The sequence below is a fragment of the Streptomyces sp. NBC_00239 genome (assembly GCF_036194065.1).
In the GTDB taxonomy this organism is placed as follows: Bacteria; Actinomycetota; Actinomycetes; order Streptomycetales; family Streptomycetaceae; genus Streptomyces.
Genome location: NZ_CP108095.1, coordinates 4285450 through 4305323, shown reverse-complemented (window position 1 = coordinate 4305323; position 19874 = coordinate 4285450). Strand labels below are relative to the sequence as shown.

The window sequence follows — 19874 nt, the reverse complement described above, 5'->3', positions numbered from 1 at the left end:
TTCGAAGGTAGTGGCGCGACCGGCGGCGAGCGTCAGACCTGGAGGCCGGACCTTGTCAGCCTTCAGGCGTACGTGCCCGTAAGGGGCCTGCCCGCAAGAGTGACAGGGGAAGGGCGGGCGCCATGAGTTTTCCACAGGTCTGTGCAGGGCTCTTGACGTGATCTCCAGGCATTGTCACATTCATCAGTGGCAAGTTACGGGCGGGTACGGCTACACGGACGGGCGGGTGGCATGGCCGGTAGGGCGTCAGCAGTCGGGGACCGGATCTCCCCGGAACTGCGGGGATTCAAGGAAGTGCAGCGGCTCGCCTACGCGTGCGCCGAAGCGGTCGCCGGGCAGCTCAAGCCCGGTGTGACCGAGCGCGAGGCGGCCCGGATGCAGCGCGACTGGCTGCACGAGCGCGGCGTACGGGACTGGTTCCACCGGCCGTTCGCCTGGTTCGGCGACCGGACGGCGTTCGTGAACTTCCGGATACCCCTGCAGTTCTTCCCCACCGGCCGGCGCCTGGAGCCGGGGATGCCGTTCATCCTCGACATGGCCCCGATCCACCGCGGGTACGCCGCCGACGTCGGCTACTCCGGCAGCCTCGGGCTCAATCCCGTGCAGGACCGGCTCATGGACGACCTCCAGGAGCACCGCGCGCTGATCCTCGCCGAGGTGCGGGAGCGGCGGCCGCTGCGGGAGATCTACGAGGACGTCGAACGCCTCATGACCCGGCAGGGGTACGCGAACCGGCACCGCGCCTATCCGTTCGGCGTGATCGCGCACAAGGTGGGCCGGGTCCCGGAGCGGCGCTGGTCTCCCACCGTGTTCGGATTCGGCACGCAGTCCCTGAAGGGGCTGGCGAGCGACGCGCTGCACGGCCACCGCGAGGGCTGGTCGCCGCTGTGGAGCCCGTACACGTTCTCCGACCACCCGCCGCAGCCGGGCCTGTGGGCGGTCGAACCCCACCTCGGGTTCCGCGGCACCGGCGCCAAGTTCGAGGAACTCCTCGTGGTCACCGATTCCCGGGATCCCGAGGAGAGCGCATTCTGGCTGGACGACGACCTGCCGCACGTGCGGCGCTGGGCAGAGGGGAAGGCGGCGTGAGCATGGCGGCTCTGAAGGATGCGCGGGAGCGCTGGGTGTCGACCGGTGGCGTGGAGCTGTGCGTCGCCGAACTCGGCGACGCGTCCCGGCCGACCGTACTGCTGGTGCACGGCTACCCCGACAGCAAGGAGGTCTGGTCGGGTGTGGCCGAGCGGCTGGCCGACCGCTTCCACGTCGTGCTCTACGACGTCCGCGGGCACGGCCGTTCCAGCGCCCCGCAGCCGCTGCGCGGCGGGTTCACGCTGGAGAAGCTGACCGACGACTTCCTCGCCGTGGCCGACGCCGTCAGCCCGGACCGGCCGGTGCACCTGGTCGGCCACGACTGGGGCTCCGTCCAGGGCTGGGAGTTCGTGACGGTGCGCCGCACCGAGGGCCGGATCGCCTCCTTCACCTCGATGTCCGGGCCGTCCCTCGACCACTTCGGCCACTGGATCAAGAAGCGGATGTCGCGGCCCACCCCGCGACGCACCGCCCAGCTCCTCGGCCAGGGCGCCAAGTCCTGGTACGTGTACATGCTCCACACGCCGGTGCTCCCGGAACTGGCCTGGCGGGGACCGCTCGGCAAGCGGTGGCCGGCGCTCATGCAGCGGGTGGAGAAACTGCCCGCCGACGGCTATCCGACGGCCTCGCTGCCGTCCGACGCGGCCCACGGCGCCTGGCTCTACCGGGACAACATCCGGCCCCGGCTGCGCCGGCCGCGCCCGGACGCGTACGCGCACGCACCCGTCCAGCTGATCACCCCGACCGGGGACGCCTTCCTCTCCGAGCGCCTTTACGACGACCTGGAGCAGTGGGCGCCCCACCTGCGCCGCCGCACCCTGGATGCCAAGCACTGGATCCCGCGCAGCCGTCCCGACCAGGTGGCCGCGTGGATCGCCGGGTTCGTCGACGCGCACGAGGACCGCGGAGCGGGGCAGGCGGCCGGTGTGGTCGCGCCGAGCGGTGTCACGGCCCGCCCGGACAGCGCGGGCGGCCGGTACGCCGACCGCTTCGGCGGGCGGCTGGTGCTGGTGACGGGCGCCGCGAGCGGCATCGGGCGGGCCACGGCCTTCGCCTTCGCCGAGGCGGGCGCCCGGGTGGTGGCCGTCGACCGGGACGCGGAAGGTGCCGCCAGGACGGCCGAGATGGCCCGGCTCCTGGGCGCCCAGGAGGCCTGGGGCGAGGTGACCGACGTCAGCGACGAGCAGGCCATGGAGAAGCTCGCCGCGAAGGTCGCCGCCGAGTACGGAATCGTGGACGTCCTGGTCAACAACGCCGGGATCGGGCTGTCCGGGTCCTTCTTCGACACCACCGCCGAGGACTGGAAGAAGGTCCTCGACGTCAATCTGTGGGGGGTCATCCACGGCTGCCGGATATTCGGCCGCCAGATGGCCGACCGCGGCCAGGGCGGGCACATCGTGAACACCGCGTCCGCCGCCGCCTACCTGCCCTCCCGGTCCCTGCCCGCCTACAGCACCTCCAAGGCGGCGGTGCTGATGCTCAGCGCCTGCCTGCGCGCCGAGCTGGCCGGCAAGTCGATCGGGGTGTCCGCGATCTGCCCCGGGATCGTGAACACCAACATCACCGCCACCACCCGGTTCGCGGGCAGCGACGCGGCCGAGGAGAAGCGCAAGCAGCAGCGGTCCTCGCGGCTGTACGGGCTGCGCAACTTCCCGCCGGAGAAGGTCGCCGACGCGATCCTGCGGGCCGTCGTGCGGAACACCGCGGTGGTCCCGGTGACTCCGGAGTCCCGCGGCGCCCTGCGGATGTCGCGGTTCACGCCCCGCGCGCTGCGCGCCCTCGCCCGGATGGAACCTCGGCTGTGAGGCTGCGGCCGTGAGCCCGTACGGCCGAGCGCGGCACGGGCATACCCGGCTTCTTGCGGCAGTCGTACCATCCCTCGCAGGAGGGTTCGCCGCGCAGGCCCGTGGCGTGCCCGGCCGCCTCGCCGGCCGTCCGGGCCGTGGCGGGCGCACGGTGGGCCGTGCCGCGTTGTCGTAGAGCCGGTGGCTAGGGAGTGGGATTGTCCGATCAGGCGGTAGCCGAGTACCGGATCGAGGATCTGGCGCACCACAGTGGTGCGACGGTGCGGACGATCCGGGCGTACCAGGACCGCGGACTGCTGCCGCGGCCCGAGCGGCGGGGGCGTTCCAACGTGTACGGGGACACCCATCTGGCGCGGCTCCGGCAGATCGCCGATCTGCTGGACCGCGGCTACACCCTGGCGTCCATCAAGGAGCTGCTGGAGGCGTGGGACGCGGGGCGGGGTCTGGGCGGGGTGCTCGGTCTGGTCGCCGAGGTGCACGGGCCGTGGACCGACGAGGAGGCGGCCCGGATCAGCCGGGACGAGCTGGACGAGCGGTTCGGCGGCCGGCCGGACGATCGGGCCGTGGACGAGGCGGTGGAGCTGGGGGTGCTGGAGCGGATCCCGGGGCGGGTGGACGAGTTCCTGGTGCCCAGCCCGCAGGAGCTCGCCGTTGCGGCGGAGCTGCATGCGGCGGGGGTGCCGCTGCATGCGATCACGGGTCATCTGCGGGAGCTGCGGGGGCAGGTGGAGAGCATCGCCTCGCGGTTCCTGGAGTTCACGACCGAGCACGTCTTCGCCCGCTACCTGGGGGTGCACGCCGTCGACGGCTGCGCGGAGGAGGTTCCGCTGACGGATGCGGCGGCCACCGAGGCGGCGGCGATGGTGCGGCGGCTTCGGCCGCTGGCGCAGCAGACCGTGGACGCCGAGCTGGCCCGGGCGATGCGGCTGTTCGCGACGCGGCACCTGCAGCAGCATCTGGGGGCGCCGGGCCGGCCGCCCGCGCCGGCGGGCCCGGCCCCGGTGGCCCTGCCCGCCGAGACGGTTCGGGCGGTGCAGGAGCTGGTGGGCCCGGATCATGTCGCGGCGTTCGTCCGGGCGGCGACCGAGCGTGAGCTCCAGGCCCGCACCATGAACGATCTGGCGCGTCGACGGGACGGGTGACTTACCCACAGGCGGGCCCGCCACCGATCACACAATCGCCGACATTCCCCGGCAAAACGGCTGTGGATAAGATAGTCCGGCTGTGGATTACTTTAACTGACTGCCTTGTAGGCGGCGTTGATCGGAGCCACGTCGACGGCCGGGGTCCGGTGTCCGTAGAGCAGGGCCGACAGGGCCAGGCCGGCTGCGCCGCCGGCGAGCTGGGCCAGGACGAAGCCGGGCAGTGATCCGGGGGCGATTCCGGTGAAGGAGTCGGTGAAGGCGCGTCCGATGGTGCCCGCCGGGTTCGCGAAGGATCCGGAGGAGGTGAACCAGATCGCGGCGGCGATGTAGAGGGCGACGGCGGCGGGGACGAGCCGGGGGCGGCCGATGCGGCCGAGTCCTTCGATGACCAGGACGAGTCCGGCGGTGGCGACGATCTCGCCGATCATCAGGTGTCCGCCGTCGCGGGTCTGGGTGGCGAGGGTGCCGGGGGTGCGGCCGTACATGGTCTCGGCGAGCAGGGCGCCGCTGATGGCGCCGGCGGTCTGGGCAGCGGTGTAGGCGAGGGCTTCGCGGCCGGTGAGGCCGGCGGCGCCGGAGCGGCGGGTCCACCAGGCGGTGAGGGTGACCACCGGGTTGAGGTGGGCGCCGGAGAGCGGCCCGAAGAGGGTGATGATCAGGCCGAGGCCGATGGCGGAGGCGGCCGAGTTGGCGAGCAGGGCGACGCCGGTGTCGTGGGTGAGCGCGGCGGCCTGGATGCCGGATCCGACCACGATGGCGAGCAGGGCAGCGGTGCCGGTGAACTCGGCGGCGGCCCGGCGCGGCAGTGGGGCGGGTGCGGGCATGGGGATTCCCCCTTCGAGGCAGGTCGGTGGGGACGGTCGACTCCGTCAACGGAAAATGTATTCCGTATCTTGGAAGTGCGATAGAGCCTGCCCGCCGCGGAAAAGGCGTGGTGGACCGCGGCCCCGGGCGGGCACGCTGGCCGTATGGACGAACGACGCGCCGTGAAGGTGTCGAAATATGTCTCGAAGCACCTGCGGCACCAGCCGGAACGGATCGGACTGGCGCTCGACCCGCAGGGCTGGGTGGAGATCGACGCGCTGATCGCCGCGGCCGCGGCCCACGGCTTCGCCTTCAGCCGGTCCGAGCTCGACCACGTCGTGGCCGCCAACGACAAGAAGCGGTTCGCCGTCGAGGGGTCCCGGATCCGGGCCAGCCAGGGGCACACCGTCACCGTGGACCTCGCCCTGCCGGCCGCCGAACCGCCCGAGTACCTCTATCACGGCACCGTCGCAGCCGCCCTCGACGCGATCCGCGCCGAGGGCCTGCTGCCGATGCGGCGCCACCACGTGCACCTGTCGCCGGACCGCGACACCGCGACCCGGGTGGGGGCCCGGCGGGGCCGCCCCGTCGTCCTGTCCGTGGCCGCCGGCGCGATGCACCGGGCCGGTCACGTCTTCCGGGTCAGCGCCAACGGCGTGTGGCTGGCGGACGCGGTGCCGCCGGAATTCCTGCGCCTCCCCTGAGTCCCGCCCCGGGTCTCAGCCGGCGCGCAGGAAGGCGCTGGTGGAGACGCGGCCCACCAGCTTCATCCGGGTGTGCCCGGCCAGGTGGGCGTCGGCCGCTTCCTGGACCCCGGGCCAGCGGCCGTCGCCGTAGTCGTCGAGCACCACGATCGCGCCGGTGGCCGCGATCTTCTCGGCCCACTCAAGGTCCCGCGCCACCCCTTCGCTGGAGTGGTCACCGTCGATCACGATCACGCCATAGCGCCGGTCGGAGAGCGCCTCCCGGACGTCAGGATCCTGTGAGAAGCCGCGGTGCAGCCGGAGCCGCTCGGGGTCCACACCCGCGTACCGCAGGTTCGCCCGCACGATGTCCTCCGTGATGGGCGTTCCCGACGGGTCGCGGGTGATCTCCACGCCGGGCTGCAGCTGCACCGGTGCGATCGGGTCGACGATGGTGAGCTGGTACGCGAGCCCGCGCCGCAGGATCTGCCGCGCCATCCCACCCGCGAACAGCCCGTACAGGGTGCCGATCTCCAGGATCTCCCCGTTCGGCGGACCCAGCAGCGGTGTCGTGGTCAGCTTGCCGAGGATGTTGGCCGTGGAGCCGGCGATCCGGCCCACCCCTCGCGACTCCAGCTCCACCAGGGTCCGGAAGGCCTGGGCGGTCTCGGTCCAGGCCCCCGGACGACCGGCCACCGCGGCGATCTCGTCCGAGAGCTTCCGGAACATCTCACGGCTGGGCATCCGGTCGTTCAGCCGGCCGTCCTTGCCGTAGAGCAGGTCGTACGAGAAGGGCCGGCTGTGGTGCTCGGACAGCTGCTCCTGCGTGCGGCGCAGCTCCTGGCGGAGGTTTTCGATCTGCCGGTCGGCCGAGCGCAGCCGACGGTCGATGCGCCGGTCGATCCGGTCGACCACGGGCTGGAGCAGGCGCCGCGCGGGGTGGACGCGGAGGGCGTCGGTCATGGAGTTCTCCTGGATGTGGACCGTTTCACGTGAAACGACGCTAGTGAGTGCGCGGTACCCGCCCAAGGTCCCCGGGCGGATGTTCTCGCGCTGTCACCTCCCCAACCCCCGCTCGTATCAACGCCGTTCACGAGGAATCCACCCGTCCCGCACGCCCGTGCGGAACACCCACGACCCGTCGGCACCCCGCACCCCGGACGTAGGCTCTGTCCCATGAGCAACTCCTTGCGCCTGAGCACCGTGATCCTTCCCGTCGACCGCTGGCACGAGGGAGGTCGCGCCACCTGGCAGCGCGCCGAGGAGCTGGGATTCCACGCCGCGTACACCTACGACCACCTGTCCTGGCGCACGTTCCGCGACGGGCCGTGGTTCGGCGCGATCCCCACCCTGACCGCCGCCGCGACGGCCACCAGCCGCATGCGCCTGGGCACCCTCGTCACCTCCCCGAACTTCCGGCACCCCGTGACCCTCGCCAAGGACCTGATGTCGCTGGACGACGTCTCCGGCGGCCGGATCACCCTCGGCATCGGCGCCGGCGGCAACGGCTTCGACGCCACCGCCCTCGGCCAGGAAGCCTGGACCCCGCGGGAGCGCGCCGACCGCTTCGCCGAGTTCGTCCCGCTGCTCGACCGGCTGCTCACCGAGGGCGCCGTGACCCAGCAGGGCACCTTCTACTCGGCCGACGAAGCCCGCAACCTGCCGGGCTGCGTGCAGCGCCCCCGGCTGCCCTTCGCCGTGGCGGCCAACGGCCCGCGCGGGCTGAAGCTCGCCGCCCGGTACGGCCAGGGCTGGGTCACCACCGGCGACCCGAAGCTCTTCGACGAGGGCACCCCCGAGCAGTCCGTGGCAGCCATCCAGGGCCAGCTGGAGAAGCTCGGCAAGGCCTGCGCGGAGCTGGGCCGCGACGCCGCCGAACTGGACAAGCTCCTCCTCACCGGCTTCACCCCCGACCGCGGGCGCCCCCTGGAGTCCGTCGACGCCTTCGTGGACTTCGCCGGCCGGCACGTCGAGCTCGGCATCACCGAGATCGTGATCCACTGGCCGATCGCCGACTCGGAGTACGCCGCCGACCAGCAGGTGTTCGAGAAGATCGCGACCGAAGCGCTGGCGCAGCTCGGACAGTAACCGGCCGAATTTCGCCGGACCGGCCCCCTCAGCGCCCTGATCTGCGGTCATGGGTCCGGTCCGGCGCCCCCATGAGTGAAGATGGCTGTGTGACCGCAGCTCAGCACCTCCCCGCCCCCCGGCTGATCGCCACCGACCTCGACGGAACGCTGCTGCGTGACGACAAATCGGTCTCGGAACGCACCGTGGCGGCCCTCGCCGCCGCCGAGGAGGCCGGGATCGAGGTCTTCTTCGTGACCGGACGGCCGGCCCGCTGGATGGGCGTGGTCAGCGACCACGTGCACGGACACGGCCTGGCCATCTGCGCGAACGGCGCCGCCGTCGTCGACCTGCACGCCGGACGGAAGTTCATCGAGGTGCGGTCCCTGCCCCGACCGGTCGCGCTGGGCGTCGTACGGGCACTGCGGGAGGCCGCCCCCGGCACCTCCTTCGCGGTCGAGCTGACCACGGGCATCAACTACGAGCCCACGTACCCGCCGTTCTTCCAGGATCCCGGGGCCAACGTCGCCACCGCCGAGAAGCTCCTCGCCGAGGAGGCTCCCGACACCGCCGCCCCCGTGCTCAAGCTGCTCGCACACCACCCGGAACTCGCCCCGGACGCGTTCCTCGCCCTGGCCCGCGCCACCGCCGGCGAATACGCCTCGATCACCCGCTCCAGCCCCACCGCGCTGCTGGAGATCAGCGGGCTCGGCGTCTCCAAGGCGAGCACCCTGGCGCTGTGCTGCGCCGAGCGCGGGATCTCCGCCGACGAGGTCGTCGCGTTCGGCGACATGCCCAACGACGTGGAAATGCTGACCTGGGCCGGCACCTCGTACGCGATGGGCAACGCCCACCCCGACGTGATCGCCGCAGCCTCGGGCCGTACGGTCGCCAACAACGAGGACGGCGTCGCGGTCGTCATCGAGCGCATCCTCGCCGAACGCGCGGCCGCCACCGACGCGTAACGCAGCGCCGGCCCCGGGAACGGACCGGGGCCCGCCGCATCCCGCGCAGGCAGGATCCGAAAGCGACGGCCTAGAGCGGCGCCTCCCAGACCAGGGTGGTGCCGCCGCCGTCCTCGCCGAGCCCGGGGCCGTACCAGCTGGCGCCGCCCAGGGACTCGGCGCGCCGCCGCAGGTTGCGCAGCCCGCTGCGCCGGCCGCCCTCCGGAATGCCGACACCGTCGTCCGCGACCTCCAGCCGGACCGCGGGCCGCCCGTCCGCCAGCGTGGCCGCGGCGTCGAGCACCACCTCGATGCGCGAGGCCTCGGCGTGCCGGAAGGCATTGGACAGCGCTTCTCGGAGCGCGGCGATGAGGTTCTTGCCGACCAGCTCGCCGACCACCGCGTCCACCGCGCCGAGGAACCGGTGCGCAGGCTTGAAGCCGAGCGGCACCGCCGCCATGTTGATCTCCCGCAGCACCCGGGTGCGCAGCCCGGACGGTGCCTCCGCCGGGCCCTGCTGCAGCGCGAAGATCGCCGTGCGGATCTCCTGGATCGTGACGTCGAGTTCGTCCACGGCCTTGCCGACGCCGTCCCGCACCTCGGGCACGATCGACCGGCGCTGGGCGCCCTCCAGCATCATCCCGGTGGCGAACAGCCGCTGGATCACCAGGTCGTGCAGGTCGCGGGCGATCCGGTCCCGGTCCTCGAACACGGCGAGCCGCTCCCGGTCCCGCTGCGCCTCGGCCATCATCAGGGCGAGCGCCGCCTGCGAGGCGAACTGCGTGGCGAGCGTCCGCTCCGACTCGCTGAAGGGCCGCTTGCCGCGGGCCCGCGGGGTCACCAGGGCGCCCAGCACCCGGCCCCCGCTGTGCAGCGGCAGCATCATGCAGGGCCCGTACTGACGGGTCAGGTTGTTGGTCATGCGGGGGTCGCTGGCGGCGTCGTCCACGAAGACCGGCTCGCCGGCCATCAGCCGGGTCACGATGGGGCTCTCCGCCGGGATGAGCACGCCGAGCGAGGACGCGGGGTTGTCCGAGGAGACGGCGACGATCTCCATCGCGCCCTCCTCGGCGGGAAGGAGCACGATGCCCGCGGCCGAGTCCGCGAGATGGCGGGCCTGCTCGGCGACCACGGTCAGCGCGTCGTCCGCGTCGCCGCCCGACAGCAGGGCGGTGGTGACGGCCACCGAGCCGTCGATCCACCGCTCGCGCTGGGTGGCCGCCTCGTACAGGCGGGCGTTCCCGATGGCGATGCCGGCCTCGGTGGCGAGCACGCGGACCATGTGGAGGTCGTAGTCGTTGAACTCGCCGCCGCGCTTCTCGGCGAGGTAGAGGTTGCCGAAGATCTCGCCCTGGACCCGGATCGGGACACCGAGGAAGCTCTTCATGGGCGGGTGGTGCGGCGGGAAGCCGGCCGACCGCGGATCGTCCGTCAGGTCGGCCAGCCGGACCGGCTCCGGGTCGCGGATCAGCGCGCCGAGCAGCCCTCGGTGACCGTCGGGACGGTGTCCGATCAGCCGGGCCCGCTCCGGGTCGATGCCGTACGTGACGAAGTCCGACAGGCCCCGACCCTCGGTGTCGACCACGCCGATCGCCGCGTACCGGGCGTCGGCCAGCTCGGCGGCCGTCTCACAGATCCGGTCCAGCGTGGAGTGCAGCTCAAGCCCGGTGCCGACCGACCGCATCGCCTCCAGCAGCTGCGGGACGCGGGCGGTGAGCTCGGTGGACAGGCCCTGCAGGCTCCGCGTCGCCCGGGTGGCGGCTTCGAGGGGATCCGGCGGTTGCGGCGACTCCTGCAGTGACATGCCCTTGAGAGTAGTTAGTCCCTTTTACTGGGGAAAGTCGGAGGCTTTGCCCCGACGGACGCCGATCCTCACCCGCCCGGCACCGCCCCAGCCGGCACCGCCTCTCACGCCACCGGCACGACGGCCTCGCGTTCCCGTGCCAGCATCCGCCGCAGCGGACCCTCGGCCGCCGCCAGGTCCTCGTACGGCCCGCGCTGCACGATGCGGCCGGCGTCCAGGACGACCACCTCGTCCACCGCTTCCAGACCCGCCATCCGGTGGGTGATCAGCACGGTGGTCCGTCCCTCGGTGGCGGCGAGCAGATCGGCGGTGAGCGCGTCCGCCGTCGCCAGGTCCAGGTGCTCGGCGGGCTCGTCCAGGACCAGCACCGGGAAGTCCGCCAGCAGCGCCCGGGCCAGTGCCAGGCGTTGGCGCTGACCGCCGGAGATCCGCTCGCCGTGTTCCCCGACCAGGGTGTCCAGCCCATCGGGCAGGGCGTCGGCCCAGTCCAGCAGCCGGGCCGAAGCGAGCGCGGCACGCAGCTCCGGCTCGCTCGCTCCCGGGCGGGCCAGGCGCAGGTTCTCCCGTACCGAGCTGTCGAAGAGGTGCGCGTCCTGGGCGCACAGGCCGACGAAGCGCCGTACGTCGTCGCCGTCGAGCGCGGCCGCCTCGGTGCCGCCCAGCCGGTACGAGCCGGCCGCCGGGTCGAGGAAGCGCAGCAGCACCTGGGCGAGCGTGGTCTTCCCCGACCCGGAGGGGCCGACCACCGCGATCCGGCGGCCCGCTTCGAGGGTGAGGCCGACGCCGTCGAGGGCCGGGCGCTCCTGGCCGGGGTGGCGGGCCGTGACGTCCTGGAGCCGCAGCGGGAAGGGGCCGGCGGGCACGGGCGCGGGGGTCTGTGGTTCGGCCACGGGCAGCGGCGCGTCGAGTACCTCGTACACCCGCTCGGCGCTGCGCTTGACCCGCTGGCGGTACTGGACGGCGATCGGCAGGCCGGCCACGGCTTCGAAGGCGGCCAACGGGGTCAGCACCACGACCGCGAGGGACACCCCGCCGAGCCGGCCGTCGGCCACGGCGGCGACCCCGACCACGGCCGCGAACACCACCGTCAGCCCGCAGACGAGGGCGGACAGGCCGCTGCCCAGCCCGGTGGCGGCGGCGCCGCGCGACGCGATCCGGGTGAGCACCCGGTCCGCTTCCCCGGCCCGGTCCCGCCGGTCGCCGAGCGCTCCGGCGACGGTGAGTTCCGCGGTGCCGGCGAGCAGATCGGCCGTACGGGTGGCCAGCTCGCCGCGGGCGGGCGCCAGCCGGCGCTCGGCCTGCCGGGCAACGAACGCGGTCAGCGCGGGTACGCCGATCCCGGCGAGGAGCAGGCCCGCCGCGAGGACCGCGCCGGCCTCGGGCAGCAGCCAGGCGGTGAAGCCGACGGCGCCTACCGACACCAGGAGGCCGGTGCCGGCGGGCAGCAGCCAGCGCAGCCAGTAGTCCTGTAGGGCGTCCACATCGGCGACGAGCCGGGACAGCAGGTCCCCGCGCCGGGTGTGGCGCAGTCCGGCCGGGGCGATCCGCTCCAGCCGCCGGTAGACGGAGACCCTCAGGTCGGCCAGCATCCGCAGGACGGCGTCGTGCGACACGAGCCGCTCGCCGTAGCGGAAGACCGCCCGGCCGATGCCGAAGGCGCGGGTGGCCGTGACGGCCACCATCAGATGGAGGACGGGCGGCTGCTGGGAGGCCCGCGAGATCAGCCAGCCGGAGACGGCCATCAGGCCGACGCTGCTGCCGACGGCAAGGGCTCCGAGCAGCAGCGCCAGGAGGAACCGGCCCCTGCGCGGGCCCGCGGCGGCGCGCACCCGGGCCAGCACGCCGGAGCCGGCCGCGCCGACACCGGGGGCCGCCGCGCCCGGCGGGCCGTCCGCCGCCCCGGTGTCCGCCCCGTCACGAAGCCCGACGACATCCCCGTCGCCGACGGGGCCACCGGCACCGGAGCCCGGTCCGGCGTCCGGCAGCACAACCACAGCCGCACCCGCACGCACGCCGGTGTCCGCGCCCGAACCGACGCTGGATCCCGCTTCGGCAGCCGGGGTCTCGGCCGGAGCCAGCGACAGCATCCGGTCCGCCACCGCCAGCAGGGCCGGCCGGTGCACGACCAACAGCACGGTGCGGCCCACCGCCAGCCGCCGGACCGCGTCCACGATCCCCGCCTCGGTCTCGCCGTCGAGCCCGGCTGTGGGCTCGTCCAGCAGCAGCACGGGCCGGTCCGCCAGGAATGCCCGGGCCAGCGCGAGCCGTTGTCGCTGACCGGCGGACAGCCCGACACCGCCCTCACCGAGCAGGGTCTGCGCGCCCTTCGGCAGCGCCGCGACGAACTCCGTGGCGCCCGCGTCCCGCAGGGCCGCCGCCACCGCCTCGTCCGACGCGTCGGGCCGGGCCAGCCGTACGTTCTCCGCGATGCTCCCGGCGAACAGGCAGGGCCGCTGCGGCACCCACGCGATCCGCTCCCGCCAGGCCTGCGGCGACAGCTCGGCCAGGTCGGCGCCCCCCACGAGCACACGGCCGGCCGTCGCCGGTACGAAGCCCAGGAGCACTTGGAGCAGCGTGGACTTGCCCACCCCGCTCGGCCCGGTCAGGGCCACGCACTCACCGGGCTCCAGCGTCAGCGAGACGGGTGCCAGCGCATCCGCCGCCCGTCCCGGGTAGCGGACGGACAGCTCCTCCACGGTGATCCGCAGCGGGCCGTCCGGCAGCGGCCGGGTCCCCGCCACGACCGCGTCCGGTGTCTCCAGGACCTCGAAGATCTCCTCTGCGGCCGCCAGCCCTTCCGCGGCCGCGTGGTACTGCGCCCCGACCTGCCGCAGCGGCAGGTACGCCTCGGGGGCGAGGATCAGGATGACCAGGCCGGTGTACAGGTCGAGTTCGCCGTGGACCAGCCGCATGCCGATCGTCACGGCCACCAGGGCCACCGAGAGCGTGGCGAGCAGCTCCAGGGCGAAGGAGGACAGGAACGCGATGCGCAGTGTCCGCAGCGTGGCCCGCCGGTAGTCGGCGGTGATCGTGCGGATCGACTCGGCCTGGGCCTTGGCACGGCCGAACACCTTCAGGGTGGGCAGCCCGGCCACCACGTCGAGGAAGTGGCCCGACAGCCGGGACAGCAGCCGCCACTGGCGGTCCATCCGGCTCTGGGTGGCCCAGCCGATGAGGACCATGAACAGCGGGATCAGCGGCAGCGTGACCACGATGATGGCCGCCGACACCCAGTCCTCGGTGACGATCCGGGCCAGCACGGCCACCGGGACGACCACCGCCAGCCCCAGCTGGGGGAGGTACCGCGCGAAGTAGTCGTCGAGCGCGTCCACTCCGCGCGTGGCCAGGGCGACCAGCGATCCGGTCCGCTGCCCGCTCAGCCATCCCGGGCCGAGGTCGCTCGCGCGGGCCAGCAGCCGGCCCCGCAGCTCCGACTTCACGGCCGCGGCGGCCCGGTGCGCGGCGAGTTCCGTGAGCCAGGAGACCAGTGCCCGCCCGACCGCCACCGCCGCGAGCAGGAGCAGCGGCGTCCGCAGACCGCCCTGGTCCAGGCCCTCTTGGAAGGCACCGACCACGATCTCCGCGAGGAGCATGGCCTGGCCGACGACCAGCCCTGCCCCGACGAGGCCGAGTGCCACCACCGCCGCGAGGAAGCGGCGGGTGGAGCGGGCGTACCGGAGCAGGCGCGGGTCGATCGGTTTCACGTGAAACATCCCCCTCGGGAGGACCGGGGGAGGTGTTTCACGTGAAACATCCCCCGCGGCAGGGCGGTGTGCGGATCAGTGAGCGGGTTCGGCGATGTGCTGCGTGCCGATCCGCTTGCGGAACACCCAGTACGTCCAGCCCTGGTAGAGCAGGACGACGGGGGTGGCGATGGCCGCGCACCAGGTCATGATCTTCAGGGTGTACGGGCTGGACGAGGCATTGGTGACCGTGAGGCTCCACGCGTCGTTCAGCGAGGACGGCATGACGTTCGGGAACAGCGTCAGGAAGAGCATCGCGACGGCTGCCGCGATGGTCACGCCGGACAGGGCGAACGCCCAGCCTTCGCGGCCCTTCAGGGTGCAGCCGAGGGCCGCCATCAGTGCGACCACGGCCACCAGCATCGCGCCGAGGCTCTTGCCGTCACCGCGCGAGACCTGGGTCCAGATCAGGAAGACCAGCGCCAGCACGGCGGTGACCGCACCGAGCCGCACGGCCAGACTGCGCGAGCGCTCCCGGATGTCACCGACCGTCTTGAGCGAGGCGAAGACCGCGCCGTGGAAGGTGAACAGGGTGAGGGTGACCAGGCCGCCGAGGATCGAGTAGACGTTCAGCAGGTCCCCGAGGGTGCCGACGTACTCCATCTCCGAGTCGATCTTCACTCCGCGGACGATGTTGGCGAAGGCCACGCCCCACAGGAACGCCGGGATCAGCGAGGTCCAGAAGATCGCGTGCTCCCAGTTGGTCTGCCACTTCTCCTCGGGCCGCTTGGCCCGGTACTCGAAGGCGACGCCGCGGACGATCAGGCAGAGCAGGATGAGCAGCAGCGGCAGGTAGAAGCCGGAGAAGAGCGTGGCGTACCACTCGGGGAAGGCGGCGAAGGTCGCGCCGCCCGCGGTCAGCAGCCACACCTCGTTGCCGTCCCAGACGGGTCCGATGGTGTTGATGAGGACTCGCTTCTCCTTGCGGTCCCGGGCCAGCAGCTTGGTGAGGACGCCGACCCCGAAGTCGAAGCCCTCCAGGAAGAAGTAGCCGATCCAGAGGACCGCGATCAGCACGAACCAGACGTCGTGGAGTTCCATGTCTCGCTCTCCTCAGCCTCAGTACGAGAAGGCCATCGGGCGGTCGGCGTCTTCGTCGTCGCCGCCGATCCGGGTGGGCGGGTTGAGATCGGCCTCCGTGAGTTCGGGCGGGCCGGCCTTGACGTACTTGACGAGCAGCTTGACCTCGATGACCGCCAGCACGGCGTAGAGCAGGGTGAAGCCGATCATCGAGGTGAGGACCTCGCCCTGGGAGACGCCGGGGGAGACCGCGTCACGGGTGCGCAGCACGCCGTAGACGACCCACGGCTGGCGGCCCATCTCTGTGAAGATCCAGCCCCAGGAGTTGGCGATCAGAGGGAAGGCGATCGTCCAGAGGGCGATGATCCAGTACCACTTCGCGAGCCGGGGGCTGAGCGCCTTCTTGAAGAGCACCAGGTGCGGCACTTCGTCGGCTCCGGTCCGCAGGCCGGGCGGCAGCATGAACTTCTTGCGGGTGAGCCAGAGTCCGATCAGGCCCAGCGTGAAGGACGCCATGCCGAAGCCGATCATCCAGCGGAAGCCCCAGTAGGCGACGGGGATGTTGGGCCGGTAGTCACCGGGGCCGAACTTCTCCTGCTCGGCCTTGTTGACGTCGTTGATGCCGGGGACGAAGGAGTCGAAGTCGTCGTTGGCCAGGAAGGACAGCAGGCCGGGGATCTCTATGGCGACCTTGTTGTGGCCCTTGTCGACATCGCCGTAGGCGAAGATCGAGAAGGGTGCGGGCGCCTCGCCGTCCCAGAGGGCCTCCGCGGCGGCCATCTTCATCGGCTGCTGCTTGAACATGACCTTGCCGAGCAGGTCACCGCTGATCGCGGTGAGCAGGCCGGCCACCACGAGGGTGATCAGGCCGAGCCGCAGCGAGGTCCGCATCACCGGGATGTGCTTCCTGCGCGCCAAGTGGAAGGCAGCGATGCCCACCATGAACGCGCCGCCGACGAGGAAGGCCGCGGTGAGGGTGTGGAAGAACTGGGTGAGCGCGGTGTTCTGGGTGAGCACGAGCCAGAAGTCGGTGAGCTCGGCCCGCCCGCGCTCCTCGTTGATGCGGTAGCCGACCGGGTGCTGCATCCACGAGTTGGCCGCGAGGATGAAGTACGCGGAGAGGATGGTGCCGATCGAGACCATCCAGATGCAGGCGAGGTGGATCTTCTGCGGCAGCTTGTCCCAGCCGAAGATCCACAGGCCGATGAACGTGGACTCGAAGAAGAAGGCGATCAGGGCCTCGAAGGCCAGCGGCGCTCCGAAAATGTCGCCGACGAAGCGGGAGTAGTCCGACCAGTTCATGCCGAACTGGAATTCCTGGACGATGCCGGTGACGACACCCATCGCGATGTTGATCAGGAAGAGCTTTCCCCAAAACTTCGTGGCTCTGAGGTACTTCTCGTTGCCCGTCCGCACCCACGCGGTCTGCAGGCCTGCGGTGAGCGCGGCGAGCGAGATCGTCAGGGGCACGAAGAGGAAGTGGTAGACGGTGGTGATGCCGAACTGCCATCGCGCCAGGGTCTCCGGCGCCAAAGCTAGGTCCACGTCGTCTTCTCCTTACACATCGCCGTGGTCACATCGGCAGTTTGCCTGCTTAATACCGGCCAATCCGGTATGAACAGGACACGCTTGTGAACGCGTTCACATTCACAAGCATTATGTCGTACCGGTTCATCGACCCCGAAGGGGGGTCCCCCCTGGTCAAGAAATTCAACATCTTGTTGAATTTGGCCATGCAGATACGGATCTCCTGGCCCGCCGGCCAGCTCACCGCCACCCTCGACGACACCCCGACCGCCCAGGCCCTGGTAGCGGCCCTCCCGCTGGTCTCCAGCGCCCACACCTGGGGCGAGGAGGTCTACTTCGACACCCCGGTCTCCGTGGACCTGGAGGACGACGCCCGCCAGGTGGTCGACCCGGGCACGGTGGCCTTCTGGACCGAGGGGGACGCCCTCGCGCTGCCCTACGGCCCGACCCCGATATCGCGAGGAGGCGAGAGTCGCCTGGCGAGCCCGTGCAATGTGCTCGGCTCACTCGACGGCGACCCCCGCCTCCTCGCCACCGTCCGCGACGGCGACCCGATCAGGGTGGAACGGGCCGGCTGACCGGCCCGCCCCGGCGCCCCGCAGAGCGCCACCCCTCCCTACAGCTCCTTGCGGAACGCCTCCGCCGCGTGCAGGAAGAGGTCATTGGCCTCGGTCTCACCGATCGTGACCCGCAGGCCCTCGCCCGCGAAGGGCCGGACCACCACACCGGCCTTCTCGCAGGCCGCGGCGAAGTCGGCGGTCCGCTCCCCCAGCCGCATCCACACGAAGTTGGCCTGCGTGTCGGGGACCGTCCAGCCCTGCTTGAGCAGCGTCTCGTGGACCCGGGCGCGCTCGCCGACCAGCGACCCGACCCGCCCCAGCAGCTCGTCCTCGGCGCGCAGCGAGGCCACGGCCGCGTCCTGCGCCAGCTGGCTCACGCCGAAGGGCACGGCCGTCTTGCGCAGCGCCGCCGCCACCGGCTCGTGCGCCACCGCGAACCCGACCCGCAGGCCGGCCAGCCCGTACGCCTTGGAGAACGTACGCAGCACCGCCACGTTGGGCCGGGTGCGGTACAGCTCGATGCCGTCCGGGACGTCGGAGTCGCGGACGAACTCGCGGTACGCCTCGTCCAGCACCACCAGCACGTCGGAGGGCACCCGGTCCAGGAAGCGCTCCAGCTCCGCGCGGCGCACGGCGGTGCCGGTGGGGTTGTTCGGGTTGCAGACGAAGATCAGCCGGGTCCGGTCGGTGATCGCGTCGGCCATCGCGTCCAGGTCGTGCACGTCCCCCGGGGTCAGCGGGACCTGCACGGACGTCGCGCCCGAGATCTGCGTGATGATCGGGTAGGCCTCGAAGGAGCGCCAGGCGTACATGACCTCGTCGCCCGGGCCCGCGGTGGACTGGATCAGCGACTGGGCCACGCCCACCGAGCCGGTGCCGGTGGCGATGTGCTCGACCGGGACCCCGAACCGGTCCGCCAGCTCGTTCATGAGGCCGGTGCAGGCCATGTCGGGGTAGCGGTTGAAGTTGCCGGCCGCCGCGATCACGCCCTCCAGCACCCCGGGGAGCGGCGGATACGGGTTCTCGTTGGAGGACAGCTTGAATGCCACGGCGCCTCCGGCCGCGGCGGGCTTCCCCGGCTTGTAGGTGGGGATGCCATCCAGCTCGGCTCGCAGCTTCGGGCTGTTCTCGCTCACCGCAGGTCCTCCTCGACCGTCCCGTACAACTCAATACTGCTCACCTTATGAGGATTCCGCCGTCCCGAGAATGGCTGGCCGAAGGAAAGTGGGGGGCGCATGCATATATGCATGCGCTGGTGGCTCGCGCCGTGGCGCGCGTCCCCCGTAAAGGTGAGTTGAGACCACTTCGAGACATCACCACCTTGGCATGCCCGTACCGATCGACAAGCGGCACCCAGGCCCCTGCACCCCAAATCACCTTTGTTTTCAAGGTCATTGGGGGTGGCGAACCGTGCAGAAACGTGCCTGTCAACGACTGCATATGCATTCGGCCCAGCCGGCCTTCAGCGCCCTACTATCGGCTCGCCATGACAGCAGCAGGGAAGCATCAGGTGAGCCGGACGGAGACCCCCCGGCGGGCCGGCCGGCAAGGACGGGCGGGCATCAGGGACGTCGCGGCAGCGGCCGGCGTCTCCATCACAACCGTGTCGGACGCGCTCAATGGCAAGGGCAGGCTGCCGGACGCCACCCGCCGCCACGTCCGAGAGGTGGCCGACCGGCTGGGTTACCGCCCCTCCGCCGCGGCCCGAACCCTCCGTACCGGCAAATCGGGCCTCATCGGCCTGACCGTGACCACGTACGGGGATGAACCTTTCACCTTCACCGAATTCGCGTACTTCGCCGAGATGGCCCGAGCCGCCACCTCCGCCGCGCTCGCCCGCGGCTATGCCCTCGTCATCCTCCCCGCCACCTCGCGACACGACGTCTGGTCGAACGTCGCGCTGGACGGCACCGTCGTCATCGACCCCTCCGACCACGACCCCGTCGTCACCGAGCTGGTCCGCCAGGGCCTGCCCGTCGTCTCCGACGGCCGGCCGGCAGGATCCCTGCCGGTCACCGCCTGGGTCGACAACGACCACGAGGCCGCCGTCCTCGATCTGCTCGACCACCTGGCCTCCGCCGGCGCCCGCCGGATCGGCCTGCTCACCGGCACCACCACCGACACCTACACCCGGCTCTCCACCACCGCCTACCTCAACTGGTGCGACCGCGTGGGCCAGGACCCGGTCTACGAGTCCTACCCCGCCCACGACCCGTGCGCCGGAGCGGTCGCGGCCGACCGGCTGCTCGCCCGCCCCGACCGCCCCGACGCCGTCTACGGCCTCTTCGACCCCAACGGCACCGATCTGCTCGCCGCCGCCCGGCGCTACGGGCTGCGCGTCCCGGACGACCTGCTGCTCGTCTGCTGCAGCGAATCCACCGTCTACGCCACCACCGAGCCCCCCATCACCACGCTCTCCCTCAAGCCCCGGCGGATCGGCACGGCCGTCGTCCAACTCCTCATCGACGCCATCGAAGGAGTGGACACCGGGCGGCCGGTCGAGCAGGTGATACCGACGGAACTCATCGTCCGGACCTCCTCGCAGCGCAGGCAGCCCCGCACCACGGTCAGCCCGCCACGCTCACCGTCGAAGGACTGAGAACGAACAATTCGGGATAAAAGGCCAAGAACAGGCCTGTGCGGCTCGGGTCCGTCCAGGATTCACCACCCCTGGTGCGTCACA

The 19874-nt window shown here is 71.8% G+C and carries 15 protein-coding genes; 8 read left to right on the top strand and 7 right to left on the bottom strand.

All coding sequences use genetic code 11. The features are described 5' to 3' along the window. The first annotated feature begins 231 nt into the window (after window positions 1-231). The 3 genes from OG764_RS18985 to OG764_RS18975 all read left to right on the top strand — a co-directional run bounded on the left by OG764_RS18985 (window position 232) and on the right by OG764_RS18975 (window position 4036). Window positions 232-1089 carry a M24 family metallopeptidase gene (locus tag OG764_RS18985; RefSeq protein WP_328969619.1) on the top strand — a complete coding sequence of 286 codons (858 nt, stop codon included), beginning with the start codon at window positions 232-234 and terminating at the stop codon, window positions 1087-1089. A 2-nt stretch (window positions 1090-1091) separates the two neighbouring features. After that, window positions 1092-2894: an SDR family oxidoreductase gene (locus OG764_RS18980; RefSeq protein WP_328969618.1), complete on the top strand. Its 1803-nt coding sequence runs from the start codon at window positions 1092-1094 to the stop codon at window positions 2892-2894. A 197-nt stretch (window positions 2895-3091) separates the two neighbouring features. Continuing rightward, the gene (locus OG764_RS18975; RefSeq protein ID WP_328969617.1) at window positions 3092-4036 is read left to right on the top strand and encodes a MerR family transcriptional regulator; all 945 of its coding nucleotides are present in this window, start codon (window positions 3092-3094) and stop codon (window positions 4034-4036) included. A 92-nt stretch (window positions 4037-4128) separates the two neighbouring features. On the opposite strand, the gene OG764_RS18970 is transcribed toward OG764_RS18975, so the two are convergent. Further along, complete coding sequence (locus tag OG764_RS18970; protein WP_328969616.1) at window positions 4129-4863, bottom strand: aquaporin; 735 nt, start codon at window positions 4861-4863, stop codon at window positions 4129-4131. Between the two features lie 144 nt (window positions 4864-5007). Here OG764_RS18970 and OG764_RS18965 point away from each other — a divergent pair, with 144 nt between their 5' ends. Further along, a complete protein-coding gene (locus OG764_RS18965; RefSeq protein ID WP_328969615.1) occupies window positions 5008-5547 on the top strand; it encodes an RNA 2'-phosphotransferase in 540 nt (179 codons plus the stop codon). 15 nt (window positions 5548-5562) lie between these two features. On the opposite strand, the gene OG764_RS18960 is transcribed toward OG764_RS18965, so the two are convergent. Beyond that, window positions 5563-6489, bottom strand: a complete 927-nt coding sequence (locus tag OG764_RS18960) for a class I SAM-dependent methyltransferase (protein ID WP_328969614.1) — start codon at window positions 6487-6489, stop codon at window positions 5563-5565. 213 nt (window positions 6490-6702) lie between these two features. Here OG764_RS18960 and OG764_RS18955 point away from each other — a divergent pair, with 213 nt between their 5' ends. Both OG764_RS18955 and OG764_RS18950 read left to right on the top strand, forming a co-directional pair. After that, window positions 6703-7614: an LLM class flavin-dependent oxidoreductase gene (locus OG764_RS18955; RefSeq protein WP_328969613.1), complete on the top strand. Its 912-nt coding sequence runs from the start codon at window positions 6703-6705 to the stop codon at window positions 7612-7614. A gap of 71 nt (window positions 7615-7685) precedes the next feature. Beyond that, window positions 7686-8558 (top strand): Cof-type HAD-IIB family hydrolase, encoded by an 873-nt coding sequence (locus tag OG764_RS18950; protein ID WP_328969612.1) that lies wholly within the window; start codon window positions 7686-7688, stop codon window positions 8556-8558. Between the two features lie 70 nt (window positions 8559-8628). Here the strand turns inward: OG764_RS18950 and OG764_RS18945 are convergent, their stop codons facing one another. The 4 genes from OG764_RS18945 to OG764_RS18930 form a co-directional block, all read right to left on the bottom strand. After that, window positions 8629-10341 carry a sensor histidine kinase gene (locus tag OG764_RS18945; RefSeq protein ID WP_328969611.1) on the bottom strand — a complete coding sequence of 571 codons (1713 nt, stop codon included), beginning with the start codon at window positions 10339-10341 and terminating at the stop codon, window positions 8629-8631. A gap of 104 nt (window positions 10342-10445) precedes the next feature. Beyond that, the gene (gene cydD, locus OG764_RS18940; protein ID WP_328969610.1) at window positions 10446-14045 is read right to left on the bottom strand and encodes a thiol reductant ABC exporter subunit CydD; all 3600 of its coding nucleotides are present in this window, start codon (window positions 14043-14045) and stop codon (window positions 10446-10448) included. A 75-nt stretch (window positions 14046-14120) separates the two neighbouring features. Then, entirely contained in the window at window positions 14121-15125 is a 1005-nt protein-coding gene (cydB, locus tag OG764_RS18935; protein ID WP_328969609.1) for a cytochrome d ubiquinol oxidase subunit II, read from the bottom strand. A gap of 18 nt (window positions 15126-15143) precedes the next feature. Next, the gene (locus OG764_RS18930; protein WP_328969608.1) at window positions 15144-16649 is read right to left on the bottom strand and encodes a cytochrome ubiquinol oxidase subunit I; all 1506 of its coding nucleotides are present in this window, start codon (window positions 16647-16649) and stop codon (window positions 15144-15146) included. Between the two features lie 188 nt (window positions 16650-16837). Here OG764_RS18930 and OG764_RS18925 point away from each other — a divergent pair, with 188 nt between their 5' ends. Continuing rightward, on the top strand, window positions 16838-17209 hold the full coding sequence (locus tag OG764_RS18925; protein ID WP_328969607.1) for a cyclophilin-like fold protein: 372 nt from the start codon (window positions 16838-16840) through the stop codon (window positions 17207-17209). A 38-nt stretch (window positions 17210-17247) separates the two neighbouring features. Here OG764_RS18925 and hisC read toward each other — a convergent pair whose 3' ends face one another. After that, a complete protein-coding gene (hisC, locus tag OG764_RS18920; RefSeq protein WP_328969606.1) occupies window positions 17248-18327 on the bottom strand; it encodes a histidinol-phosphate transaminase in 1080 nt (359 codons plus the stop codon). Window positions 18328-18677: 350 nt separating this feature from the next. Between hisC and OG764_RS18915 the strand changes: the two genes are divergently transcribed. Further along, window positions 18678-19790: a LacI family DNA-binding transcriptional regulator gene (locus OG764_RS18915; protein ID WP_328969605.1), complete on the top strand. Its 1113-nt coding sequence runs from the start codon at window positions 18678-18680 to the stop codon at window positions 19788-19790. Window positions 19791-19874: the final 84 nt, after the last annotated feature.